Below are 13,227 nucleotides of genomic sequence, written 5' to 3' on the forward strand. Positions count from 1 at the left end.
CGTTGTCGATTGATGCGAAATCTTTAGCAACACCGCCGTATACTTTTGCAAGTACGTTAGTGATTGCTGCAGTTAGTGTAGTTTTACCGTGGTCAACGTGGCCGATTGTACCAACGTTTACATGCGGTTTTACGCGTTCAAACTTTTCTTTTGCCATCTTAAAAAATTCCTAATAAAGAAATTAAAGCCTGACTCACTATTGAGCCAGACAAGCTAAAATTATATAACAGCGCGAGCTGAAATTATTGTATCTGCAACATTTTTCGAGGCTTCAGCGTACTTCACAAACTCCATAGAGTATGAGGCACGGCCTTGTGTTGCAGATCGTAAAGCAGTCGCATAACCAAACATTTCAGAAAGAGGAACTTGCGCATTAATTTGCTTAAGTCCACCTAATGCATCTTCCATGCCTTCGATTATGCCGCGGCGACGATTTAAGTCGCCAACTACATCACCCATATTTGAATCAGGAGTGAGTACTTCAACCTTCATTACTGGCTCTAAAAGTACAGGGTCAGCTTTACGCGCCCCATCTCTCATTGCCAATGAACCTGCTATTTTAAATGCCATTTCATTCGAATCTACATCATGGAATGAACCATCATATAAAGTCGCTTTAACGCCAAGTAATGGGTAGCCTGCCAGTACACCTTGAGACATTTGCTCTTGGATACCTTTGTCTACCGCAGGAACGAACTCTTTAGGAACAGAACCACCTACGGTTTCGTTAACGAACTCGTAAATTGGTGACTCATCATCCGTAATGTCCATCGGTTCAAGTTTAAGCCAAACGTGACCATATTGACCACGACCACCTGACTGACGTATAAACTTCCCTTCAACCTTAACAGTTGAACGAATAGCTTCTCGGTATGAGACCTGCGGCTTACCAACGTTACATTCAACACTGAATTCACGTTTCATACGGTCGACGATGATATCTAGGTGAAGCTCACCCATGCCAGAGATTATAACCTGGCCTGATTCTTCGTCAGTTTGTACGCGAAAAGAAGGGTCTTCAGCAGCTAGTTTACCTAGCGCGATACCCATCTTATCTTGGTCAGCTATAGTGCGAGGCTCAACCGCAATAGAGATTACTGGTTCAGGGAATTCCATACGCTCAAGCGTAATAATAGAATTCGGATCACACAGCGTTTCACCTGTTGTTACGTCTTTAAGACCAATAGCTGCCGCGATGTCGCCTGCGAAAACTTCTTTGATCTCTTCACGAGAGTTTGAATGCATCTGTACGATACGGCCAAGTCGCTCACGCTTACTTTTTACTGGATTATATACCGTGTCACCCTGTTTAACAGTACCAGAGTAAACACGGAAAAAGGTCAAGGTTCCAACAAACGGGTCTGTTGCAATCTTAAATGCGAGTGCAGCAAACGGCGCTTTATCATTAGCTGGACGTTCTTCCTCAGTACCATTTTCTAAGATACCTTGGATTTGTTTCACTTGCTCTGGCGACGGCATATATTCAACAACGCCATCAAGCACAGCTTGAACGCCTTTGTTTTTAAATGCGCTACCACAAGTAACTGGAACAATCTCATTAGCTAATGTTCGTTGGCGTAAAGCATTTTTAATTTCTGCTTCACTTAACTCTTCACCTTCTAAGTATTTATCCATTAGTTCTTCTGTTGCTTCAGCAGCGCTTTCAACTAAATGAGAGCGCCATTCTTCAGCTAATTCCAGAAGTTCTGCCGGTATTGCCTCATAAGAGAAAGTCATACCCTGGTCCGCTTCGTTCCAGTTAATCACTTTCATTTTAATAAGGTCAATAACACCTTTAAAGTCGTCCTCAGCGCCTACAGGCAACTGAATTGGAACAGGCGTTGCTCCAAGACGAGATTTCACCTGGCTAACCACTGCTAAGAAGTCAGCGCCCGTGCGATCCATTTTATTTACGAAGATCATTCTCGGAACTTCGTATTTGTTCGCTTGACGCCAAACTGTCTCAGTTTGCGGCTGTACACCAGATGAAGCACAAAGAACAACTACCGCACCATCTAGTACGCGTAAAGAACGCTCTACTTCGATAGTGAAATCTACGTGTCCTGGAGTATCAATAATATTGATACGATGGGCGTCAAATTGAGCGTCCATCCCTTTCCAAAAACACGTTGTTGCAGCAGAAGTGATTGTGATACCACGCTCTTGTTCCTGCTCCATCCAATCCATAGTTGCAGCGCCATCATGTACTTCACCGATCTTATGAGAAAGACCTGTGTAGAACAGAACACGTTCTGTTGTGGTGGTTTTGCCTGCATCTACGTGAGCAACAATACCTATATTACGATAGCGCTCAAGTGGAGTTGTACGTGCCATATGATCCTCTTAAAGGTTAAAGACAGATTACCAACGGTAATGAGCGAATGCTTTATTCGCTTCAGCCATACGGTGAACGTCTTCACGTTTCTTAACCGCAGTGCCTTTGTTGTCAGCAGCGTCAACGATTTCTTGAGCTAAACGTAAGCCCATAGATTTTTCGCCACGCTTACGTGCAGCGTCTACTAACCAACGCATACCTAATGCGTTACGACGAACTGGACGTACTTCAACTGGTACTTGATAAGTTGAACCACCAACACGGCGAGATTTAACTTCTACCTGTGGGCGGATGTTATCAAGTGCAGTTTCAAAGATTTCTAGGTGCGACTTGCCTGATTTCTCAGCAGCCACGTCTAGCGCACCATAAACAATTTTTTCAGCAGTAGATTTCTTGCCGTCTAACATTACGATGTTAACGAATTTAGCAAGAAGTTCCGATCCGAACTTAGGATCTGGAAGAATTTTACGTTGACCGATTACGCGTCTTCTAGGCATTTTGTATCTCCGGTTTATTCAGGTTTGCTCTTTCGAGTCAATCACCCAAAACAATAATTATATATATTTAGTGCTTGGCCTTACTAACGGAATACAATTAGCCTTTAGGGCGTTTTGTACCGTATTTAGAACGAGCTTGACGACGATCGCTAACGCCTGCACAGTCAAGTGCACCACGAACAGTGTGAAAACGCACACCTGGTAAATCTTTAACACGACCACCACGGATTAGGATTACACTATGCTCTTGAAGGTTATGACCTTCACCGCCAATGTATGAAGTTACTTCGAAACCGTTAGTTAAACGTACACGTGCTACTTTACGTAACGCCGAGTTAGGTTTCTTAGGTGTAGTTGTATATACGCGAGTACATACACCGCGCTTTTGCGGACACGCTTTTAGTGCAGCTGAGTTACTTTTCGTAACCTTGCTACGGCGTGGCTTACGCACTAGCTGGTTAATAGTTGCCATTTAAATAGCTCCTGAAATTAAAATTACTACTGAAAAAAATAAAAAATCCGCCCTTTATTTACGAGCCTGCATTGAGCACACAAGTAAATGGGTGGCGGAATTTTAATGAGCAAAGTTTAACCTGTCAACCTAAACTAACCGTAAGACAGCATATAACTGTCTCACGATTACTTAATCTATTGATTAAGAACAGTTTATTGATTTCCAGACAAATCAGCATTTAGAGCGTCTGTAAGTGCTTGAGTTGCCTCTTCTGCACTTACTGTTTGCTCTTCTACTACTACTTTGCTTTGTTTACGGCGAGCCATACGTTCTTGATGATACGCAAAACCGGTACCGGCTGGGATCAAACGACCCACAATTACGTTTTCTTTAAGACCGCGAAGCTCATCGCTCTTACCATTCACTGCCGCATCTGTAAGAACACGTGTTGTCTCTTGGAAAGACGCTGCAGAGATGAAAGATTCTGTTGCTAGTGATGCTTTTGTGATACCCATTAACTGGATTTCATACTTAGCTGGTATCTTACCTTGTTTTTCAAGGTCACGGTTTGCGATATTAACGCGCGCCACTTCGATTTGTTCACCGGCTAAGAAGTCAGTATCACCGCCGTGTATGATGGTACATTTACGAATCATCTGACGGATAATTGTTTCAATGTGCTTGTCATTGATCTTAACGCCTTGCAAACGGTAAACCTCTTGCACTTCGTTAACGATGTAGTTAGCAACATGAGTCACACCACGTAGGCGTAAGATGTCATGCGGTGATTCAGGACCATCGGCGATAACTTCACCTTTAGACACTTGCTCACCTTCAAACACGTTAAGTTGACGCCACTTAGGAATCATTTCTTCGTAATGATCACCTTCAGCTGGAGTAATAACTAAACGCTTCTTACCTTTAGTCTCTTTACCGAAGCTAATAGTACCTGTGATCTCAGCTAATATAGCTGGTTCTTTTGGCTTACGAGCTTCAAATAAGTCGGCTACGCGTGGTAGACCACCCGTGATATCACGAGTTTTCGAACCTTCTTGTGGAATACGTGCTAACACGTCACCTGGGTTTGCTGTAACGCCGTCAATAACTTCAATCGTAGTGAATGAAGGAAGACGTGTTTCTTGCAGACCGCGCTCTTCACTTTCGATGATAAGCTTTGGTTCTTTCGTATTTACTTTAGCAAGATCTTTAACAACTACACGGGTTAAACCAGTTAGTTCATCAGTCTGTGCTTCAGTATTTGAATCATCGATATCGCTGAACGATACTTTTGACTTATGCTCAAGAACGATTGGGTGACTATGCGGGTCCCAAGTAGCAACGATATCGTTACCTAGAACTTCAGCATTGTCTTGCACTGTTAATACCGCACCGTAAGGTACTTTATAGCGCTCTTTCTCACGACCATAACTATCAATGATAGTAATTTCCGTAGAACGAGAAGTAATAACAATCTTACCGTCTGTGTTAAGTACGTACTTAGAGTTATGAAGTTTTAATGTACCGTTAGTTTTAACTTGTACATTATTTTCTGCAGACGCTCTAGATGCCGCACCACCGATGTGGAAGGTACGCATTGTTAACTGTGTACCCGGCTCACCGATTGACTGTGCCGCGATAACACCCACTGATTCACCAGCGTTGATGATATGACCACGTGCTAGGTCACGACCATAACAGTTAGCACAAACACCAAAGTCATTATCACAAGTGATAACAGAACGTACACGAACTTCATCTACTGAATGCTCTTCTAAAAGATCACACAGTTTTTCGTCTAGCATGATATTACGTTCAACAAGCACTGTATTAGTACCTGGAATTACAATATCTTCAGCAACAACACGACCTAGAACACGTTCACGAAGTGGTTCTACAACATCACCACCTTCAATAAGCGGTTTCATTGTTAAGCCATCTTTTGTGCCACAGTCATCTTCATTGATTACCAAATCTTGTGCAACGTCTACTAGACGACGCGTTAGGTAACCCGAGTTAGCTGTTTTAAGTGCTGTATCGGCAAGACCTTTACGCGCACCATGCGTTGAGATGAAGTACTGAAGTACGTTTAGACCTTCACGGAAGTTAGCTGTGATTGGCGTCTCGATGATTGAACCATCTGGACGTGCCATTAGACCACGCATACCCGCCAACTGACGAATCTGTGCAGCACTACCACGAGCGCCTGAGTCGGCCATCATAAACACTGAGTTAAATGACGGTTGCTCTACTTCTTCACCTTGTGCATTGATAACTGTGTCTTTCGACAAGTTAGACATCATCTCACGTGATAAGTTTTCGTTTACACGTGACCAGATATCGATAACTTTGTTGTACTTTTCACCAGCCGTTACAAGACCTGATTGGAATTGTTGGTTGATTTCAGTAACTTCAGCTTCAGCTGATTCAATTATCTGTGCTTTAACCGGTGGGATAACTAAGTCATCAATACCGATAGAAACACCTGACTTCATTGCATAATGGAAACCGGTGTACATAACTTGGTCAGCAAAGATAACTGTATCTTTAAGACCTAGACGACGGTAACACTCATTCAATAAGCCAGAAATCTGCTTTTTACCTAGCGGCTGGTTGATTGACGCAAACGGCATGCCTTTAGGTAAAATTAGAGACAGAATTGCACGACCAACAGTTGTATCGATAACAGTGATAGTGTCTTCTACTACGCCGTCTTCGTTTTTAACTGATTGACTAATACGTACTTTCACGATTGCGTGAAGGTCTGCATTGCCACTGCGGTATGCTTTTTCTGCTTCTTTTGGATCTTTAAATATCGCGCCTTCGCCTTTAGCGTTAATGCGGTCACGAGTCATATAATAAAGACCCAATACAACATCCTGTGAAGGAACGATGATTGGCTCACCATTCGCAGGAGATAGAATGTTGTTTGTTGACATCATCAATGCACGAGCTTCAAGCTGCGCTTCGATTGTTAACGGTACGTGTACCGCCATTTGGTCACCATCGAAATCGGCGTTGTACGCCGCACATACTAATGGATGCAAATGAATCGCTTTACCTTCGATAAGCACAGGCTCAAACGCTTGGATACCCAAACGGTGAAGTGTTGGTGCACGGTTAAGTAATACTGGATGTTCACGAATTACTTCGTCAAGTACATCCCATACTTCCGGAACTTCACGTTCAACCATCTTCTTAGCAGCTTTGATTGTCGTAGCCATGCCGCGACGTTCTAGTTTGCCATAGATGAATGGTTTGAATAGCTCTAGTGCCATCTTCTTAGGAAGACCACATTGGTGAAGCTTAAGTGTAGGACCAACTGTGATTACAGAACGGCCTGAATAATCTACACGCTTACCAAGTAGATTCTGACGGAAACGACCTTGCTTACCCTTGATCATATCAGCAAGAGATTTAAGAGGACGTTTGTTAGAACCTGTAATTGCACGACCACGACGACCGTTATCAAGTAGCGCATCTACCGCTTCTTGTAACATACGTTTTTCGTTGCGTACAATAATGTCTGGTGCTGCTAAATCTAGTAGACGCTTAAGACGGTTATTACGGTTAATAACACGACGGTAAAGGTCATTTAGATCAGATGTCGCAAAACGACCACCGTCTAGTGGTACTAATGGGCGTAGATCAGGCGGCAATACTGGAAGTACTGTCATGATCATCCACTCAGGGTTATTACCTGATTGGTGGAACGATTCCATTAACTTAAGACGTTTAGTGATTTTTTTACGCTTAGTTTCAGAGTTAATTGTTGGTAACTCTTCACGCATCTCAGCAATTAATTGAGCAAGATCGAGTTCACGAAGCAAGTCTAAAACTGCTTCAGCACCCATCTTAGCTTCAAACTCATCACCATGCTCTTCTAGTGAATCTAAGTATTCTTCTTCACCTAATAGCTGACCACGCTCAAGCGTTGTCATACCAGGCTCAGTTACTACGAATGATTCGAAGTAAAGAACACGTTCAATATCACGAAGCGTCATATCTAGCATTAAGCCAATACGTGACGGTAATGATTTTAAAAACCATATATGTGCAACTGGGCTCGCAAGGTCGATATGACCCATACGATCGCGTCGCACTTTAGTGAGTGTTACTTCAACGCCACACTTTTCACAGATCACACCACGGTGTTTAAGGCGTTTATATTTACCACATAAACACTCATAATCTTTCACTGGGCCGAAAATACGGGCACAGAATAAGCCATCGCGCTCAGGCTTGAAAGTACGGTAGTTAATAGTCTCAGGTTTCTTTACTTCACCGAATGACCATGAACGAACCATGTCTGGTGAAGCAAGACCAATGCGAATTGCATCGAATTCTTCGGTCTTATTTTGTTGCTTCAGAAACTTAAGTAAGTCTTTCACCTTAGCTCTCCTGTCGGAGTTAATCTTGAGGACGGATAATTTCGTCCCTACATTCTATTCAGCCGTAACAGATGCTGCAGCGTTAACTGCAGCATCTAATTGGCTTAATTTTCTTCCAACTCGATGTTGATACCCAGTGAGCGGATTTCTTTCAACAATACGTTGAACGATTCTGGCATACCTGGTTCCATTTTATGGTTACCATCAACGATGTTTTTATACATCTTAGTACGACCGTTCACGTCATCCGATTTCACTGTTAGCATTTCTTGTAGAGTGTAAGCAGCACCGTAAGCTTCAAGTGCCCATACTTCCATCTCACCAAAACGCTGGCCACCGAACTGTGCTTTACCACCCAGCGGCTGCTGAGTAACAAGGCTGTAAGAACCAGTAGAACGTGCATGCATTTTATCATCAACTAAGTGATTCAATTTAAGCATGTACATGTAACCAACAGTTACTTGACGTTCAAACTGATCGCCAGTACGGCCATCATAAAGTGTAACCTGACCACTACGAGGATAGCCCGCAAGCTCAAGCATGTCTTTGATTTCGCTTTCTTTCGCGCCATCAAATGCAGGAGTAGCTATTGGTAAACCACCTTTTAAGTTTTCAGCTAGACGACGAATTTCGTCATCAGTGAAGCTAGCAATATCTACAACTTGGCGAGATTCGCCAATTTCGTATGCTTGCTTGATGAAGTCACGTAGCTCATGAAGCTCACGTTGTTCTTTCATCATCTCTTCAATACGTTCACCGATACCACGTGCAGCAAGACCCATATGTGTTTCAAGGATCTGACCGATGTTCATACGCGATGGTACACCTAGCGGATTCAATACGATATCTACCGTACGACCTTTGTCATCGTAAGGCATATCTTCTACTGGTACGATAGTCGAGATAACACCTTTGTTACCATGACGACCCGCCATTTTATCACCCGGTTGGATACGACGTTTAACAGCTAGGTATACTTTAACAATCTTAAGTACGCCTGGTGCTAAGTCATCACCTTGGGTAATTTTACGACGTTTGTTTTCAAACTTCTTATCGTATTCAGCTTTAAGCTCATCGTATTGTGCAGCTAGTTGCTCAAGCTCAGCTTGCTTGTCTTCTTCAGCAAGGCTTTGCGTAAGTACTTTTTCAGCATTTAGAGATGCAAGTTTATCTTCATCAAAACCAGCAGCTATAAGTAGCTTACGTGCACGGTCTAAAACGCCTGCTTCTAAAATACGGAACTCTTCGTTGAAGTCTTTCTTCGCTTCGCGAAGCTGCATGTCTTCAACTTCTAACGCGCGTTTATCTTTTTCAACACCATCACGGGTGAAAACTTGCACGTCAATTACAGTACCAGTTACAGAATTTGGTACACGTAAAGAGCTGTCTTTAACGTCAGACGCTTTTTCGCCGAAGATAGCACGCAGTAGCTTCTCTTCAGGTGTAAGCTGTGTTTCGCCTTTAGGAGTCACTTTACCTACTAGGATATCGCCGCCTTTAACTTCAGCACCAATATATACAACGCCTGATTCATCAAGCTTGCCTAGTGCAGATTCGCCCACGTTCGGGATATCTGCTGTGATCTCTTCTGGACCTAATTTAGTATCACGGGCAACACACTGTAGCTCTTGAATATGGATAGTCGTTAGACGATCTTCTTCAACTACGCGCTCTGATAACAAGATTGAATCTTCGAAGTTGTAACCGTTCCATGGCATGAATGCCACGCGAAGGTTTTGACCAAGGGCTAAGTCACCTAAGTCAGTCGAAGGACCATCTGCTAACACGTCACCACGAGTAACCGGTTCGCCAACCATACAAGTTGGTTTTTGGTTAATACATGTATTTTGGTTAGAACGTGTGTATTTGGTTAAGTTGTAGATGTCGATGCCCGCTTCACCAGGGATGCGTTCTTCTTCATGTACATTTACAACGATGCGACTTGCGTCAGCATACATTACTTCACCACCACGTTTAGCAACGATAGTTACACCAGAATCTTTCGCTAGTGTTAACTCAATACCAGTACCTACTAACGGCTTATCCGCTTTCAATGTTGGTACTGCTTGACGTTGCATGTTTGAACCCATCAATGCACGGTTAGCATCATCGTGTTCTAGGAACGGGATAAGTGCTGCCGCTACAGAGATCACCTGTTGTGGTGATACATCCATATACTGCTGGTCCATGCGACCCATAAAGGTAGATTCACCTTTGTGACGACATGGGATAAGTTCATCAACAAACTCATTGGTTTCAGTTAAGTTTGAATTCGCCTGTGCGATAACAAACTGACCTTCTTCAATGGCTGATAAATAATCAACTTCATCAGTTACAACACCGTCTACCACTTTGCGGTAAGGTGTTTCTAAGAAACCGTAGTCATTCGTACGTGCGTACGTAGACAATGAGTTAATTAGACCGATGTTTGGACCCTCAGGAGTCTCGATTGGACATACGCGACCATAGTGAGTTACGTGAACGTCACGTACTTCAAAGCCTGCGCGTTCACGAGTTAGACCGCCCGGACCTAATGCAGAGATACGACGTTTATGCGTAACTTCTGATAGTGGGTTATTTTGGTCCATAAACTGTGATAACTGAGACGAGCCGAAGAACTCTTTAACTGCTGCCGAAATAGGCTTAGCGTTAATAAGATCTTGTGGCATTATCGCGTCAAGGTCACCTAAGCTTAAACGCTCACGTACAGCACGTTCAACACGTACTAGACCAACACGGAATTGGTTCTCAGCCATTTCGCCAACACTACGTATACGACGGTTGCCTAAGTGATCGATATCATCAACATCGCCTTGACCGTTACGAATAGCAATTAATACTTTCATAACAGACACGATGTCTTCTTTGCTTAATGTACCAGGGCCTGTGTCTGTATCGTAACCAACACGGCTATTGAACTTCATACGACCTACAGTAGATAAGTCATAACGTTCTTCAGAGAAGAACAAGTTCTGGAATAAGGCTTCAGCCGCGTCTTTCGTCGGTGGCTCGCCTGGGCGCATCATGCGGTAAATTTCTACTAGTGCTTCTAAACGGCTGCTTGCAGAGTCAATGTTCAAAGTATTTGACATGTAAGCACCGCTGTCCACTTCATTGATATATAACGTATCAATTTTAGTGTAACCGGCTTTAACCAATTCAGCCATTAGCTCTAGAGTTAGCTCGTCATTTGCATTTGCAATAACTTCACCAGTTGACTCATCAACATAGTTTTTAGCTACAATACGGCCAATGATGTACTCATGTGGTACTTCTAATTGCTTAATGCCTTTCTTCTCGATGCTCTTGATGTGGCGAGCCGTAACACGACGACCGCTTTCAACAAATACTTCACCGTCTTCGCTCTTGATATCAAAAGCGGCAGTTTCACCACGTAAACGCGAAGGTACAAGTTCCATAAGAACTTTACCATTCGTTACTTCAAACGTAGTGTTATCGAAGAACATATCTAGGATTTGTTCGCTAGAATAATCTAGTGCACGTAGGATGATAGACGCCGGTAATTTACGACGGCGGTCAATACGTACATATAAGTTATCTTTTGCATCAAATTCGAAGTCTAACCATGAACCACGGTAAGGTATAACGCGTGCGTTATATAATACTTTACCCGATGAATGGGTTTTACCGCGGTCGTTATCAAAGAATACACCAGGGCTACGGTGTAGCTGAGAAACGATAACACGCTCTGTACCATTGATTACAAAAGTACCGGTATCTGTCATGAGCGGAATTTCGCCCATGTAAACTTCTTGCTCTTTAATGTCTTTAACTGTGCCTGGTGCTTCTTTGTCCATAACAACAAGACGCAGTTTCACGCGAAGTGGAGCAGAATAAGTCACACCGCGAATTTGACATTCTTTTACATCGAAAACTGGCTCACCAATACGGTAACTTACGTATTGAAGCTCAGAATTTCCCGAGTAGCTTTTAATAGGGAACACAGAACGGAAGGCAGCTTCCAAACCATGATCGCCATCAGCGTCCGGCACTAAGAATTTTTTAAACGATTCTAACTGTGTAGACAGTAAAAAAGGTATATCCAAAACTTGTGGACGTTTACCAAAATCCTTACGGATACGTTTCTTTTCAGAATAAGAGTAAGCCATGGGGTTCCTCAGCTTGCTGATCTTTGACCCGACCTGTTCTTGTAAGAACAGACTTAACTGGCAGCTATGCCAAGATTTTACAACATTTAACTGTTGTTCTAATTAGATCCCACTTTAACACTAGCAAACTATAAAGCGTTGAAAGTAAAGATAAAATCAGATTTTATTTGAACTAAAAGAGTGCATCACTCTATAGCGCAAAAAGGCCGGTGATTAAATAATCACCAGCCCTTGCCTGATTTCTCAGGCAGCGAACTTAGCAAAAGCTAAATTACTTAACCTCAACTTCAGCACCAGCTTCAGTAAGATCTTTTGCAAGTGCTTCAGCTTCTTCTTTAGATACACCTTCTTTAACAGGTGTAGGAGCAGCTTCAACAAGAGCTTTCGCTTCTTTAAGGCCAAGGCCAGTTGCGCTACGAACAGCTTTGATTGCAGAAACCTTGTTAGCGCCAGCGCCAGTAAGGATTACGTCAAATTCTGTTTTCTCTTCAGCAGCTTCAGCAGCTGGACCAGCTACCATTGCAGCTGCAGCAGTTACGCCGAATTTTTCTTCCATTGCTTCGATAAGAGCAACAACGTCCATTACTGACATTTCAGCAATTGCGTCAAGGATTTGGTCTTTAGATACAGACATTACAAATTTCCTAATAATTAACGGACATTACGTCCAAATAAATTTTACACCGAAAGTGATTAAACAGCTTAAAATTAAGCAGCTTGCTCTTCTTTCTGTACACGTACTGCTTCAATTGTTTTACACAATTTGCCAGCAGACGCTTCTTTCATAGCACTCATTAAGCGTGCAACAGCTTCATCGTATGTAGGTAATGTAGCAAGCATTGCTGCATCAACAACATTTCCTTCAAAAGCGGCCGTTTTAAGCTCGAATTTCTCATTCTTTTTCGCGAAATCTGAAAAGATACGCGCAGCAGCACCTGGGTGCTCTGATGAGAAAGCGATTAAGCTTGGACCAACAAATGAATCAGAAAGACACTCAAAATCTGTTCCTTCAAGAGCACGTTTTGCTAAAGTGTTACGGACAACTTTCATCCAAACACCATTTGCACGAGCTTCTTTACGAAGGGCAGTGATTGCGCCAACTGTTACACCACGAGAATCTGCAACAACTGCAGATAGAGCACCATTGGCTGCTTCGTTGACTTCAGCAACTATTGCTTTTTTGCCTTGAAGATTTAAAGCCATGGGTGTTACTCCTGGTTTAATGGGGATACCGATTATCGGATTCCCCTGTTCTACTCTTCCCTACCAAACAAGGTAGAGATGCTTTTTACGGCGAGAGCCAGAAGGATTAGGAAAAATCTATCTGGGGTCTACACCGTCTACGTAGGTGAATATTAAGGCCGAAGCCACCTACGGTCTTGGACGGAAGCCCAATTTATCGTTAACCCCGAAGGCTTAACGA

General features: G+C 43.0%; 8 protein-coding genes. All 8 read right to left on the reverse strand.

The window, feature by feature from the left end; translation table 11 throughout:
• Window positions 1-157 (reverse strand): GTP-binding protein (locus I6F49_RS17895; protein WP_231609672.1); only part of this gene is annotated, 157 nt, incomplete at its 3' end.
• Window positions 158-219: 62 nt separating this feature from the next.
• Window positions 220-2,334, reverse strand: coding sequence for an elongation factor G (gene fusA, locus I6F49_RS17900; protein ID WP_024600089.1), 2,115 nt, complete (start codon window positions 2,332-2,334; stop codon window positions 220-222).
• Between the two features lie 27 nt (window positions 2,335-2,361).
• The gene (gene rpsG / locus I6F49_RS17905; RefSeq protein ID WP_010392135.1) at window positions 2,362-2,832 is read right to left on the reverse strand and encodes a 30S ribosomal protein S7; all 471 of its coding nucleotides are present in this window, start codon (window positions 2,830-2,832) and stop codon (window positions 2,362-2,364) included.
• Window positions 2,833-2,929: 97 nt separating this feature from the next.
• Window positions 2,930-3,304, reverse strand: a complete 375-nt coding sequence (gene rpsL, locus I6F49_RS17910) for a 30S ribosomal protein S12 (RefSeq protein WP_008165517.1) — start codon at window positions 3,302-3,304, stop codon at window positions 2,930-2,932.
• A gap of 194 nt (window positions 3,305-3,498) precedes the next feature.
• Window positions 3,499-7,674: a DNA-directed RNA polymerase subunit beta' gene (rpoC, locus tag I6F49_RS17915; RefSeq protein ID WP_197181514.1), complete on the reverse strand. Its 4,176-nt coding sequence runs from the start codon at window positions 7,672-7,674 to the stop codon at window positions 3,499-3,501.
• Window positions 7,675-7,778: 104 nt separating this feature from the next.
• Window positions 7,779-11,804 carry a DNA-directed RNA polymerase subunit beta gene (gene rpoB / locus I6F49_RS17920; protein ID WP_165740515.1) on the reverse strand — a complete coding sequence of 1,342 codons (4,026 nt, stop codon included), beginning with the start codon at window positions 11,802-11,804 and terminating at the stop codon, window positions 7,779-7,781.
• Between the two features lie 271 nt (window positions 11,805-12,075).
• Window positions 12,076-12,438, reverse strand: coding sequence for a 50S ribosomal protein L7/L12 (rplL, locus tag I6F49_RS17925; RefSeq protein WP_002958882.1), 363 nt, complete (start codon window positions 12,436-12,438; stop codon window positions 12,076-12,078).
• Between the two features lie 74 nt (window positions 12,439-12,512).
• A complete protein-coding gene (gene rplJ / locus I6F49_RS17930; RefSeq protein ID WP_002958881.1) occupies window positions 12,513-13,007 on the reverse strand; it encodes a 50S ribosomal protein L10 in 495 nt (164 codons plus the stop codon).
• Window positions 13,008-13,227 lie beyond the last annotated feature (220 nt).

The sequence above is a fragment of the Pseudoalteromonas sp. SWN166 genome, from assembly GCF_015864485.1.
Taxonomy (GTDB): domain Bacteria; phylum Pseudomonadota; class Gammaproteobacteria; order Enterobacterales; family Alteromonadaceae; genus Pseudoalteromonas.

Excerpts from the sequence above, each read along its gene's own strand:
- fusA (WP_024600089.1), bottom strand. The coding sequence starts at position 2,334 with ATGGCACGTACAACTCCACTTGAGCGCTATCGTAATATAGGTATTGTT.
- rpsG (WP_010392135.1), bottom strand. The coding sequence starts at position 2,832 with ATGCCTAGAAGACGCGTAATCGGTCAACGTAAAATTCTTCCAGATCCT.
- rpsL (WP_008165517.1), bottom strand. The coding sequence starts at position 3,304 with ATGGCAACTATTAACCAGCTAGTGCGTAAGCCACGCCGTAGCAAGGTT.
- rpoB (WP_165740515.1), bottom strand. The coding sequence starts at position 11,804 with ATGGCTTACTCTTATTCTGAAAAGAAACGTATCCGTAAGGATTTTGGT.
- rplL (WP_002958882.1), bottom strand. The coding sequence starts at position 12,438 with ATGTCTGTATCTAAAGACCAAATCCTTGACGCAATTGCTGAAATGTCA.
- rplJ (WP_002958881.1), bottom strand. The coding sequence starts at position 13,007 with ATGGCTTTAAATCTTCAAGGCAAAAAAGCAATAGTTGCTGAAGTCAAC.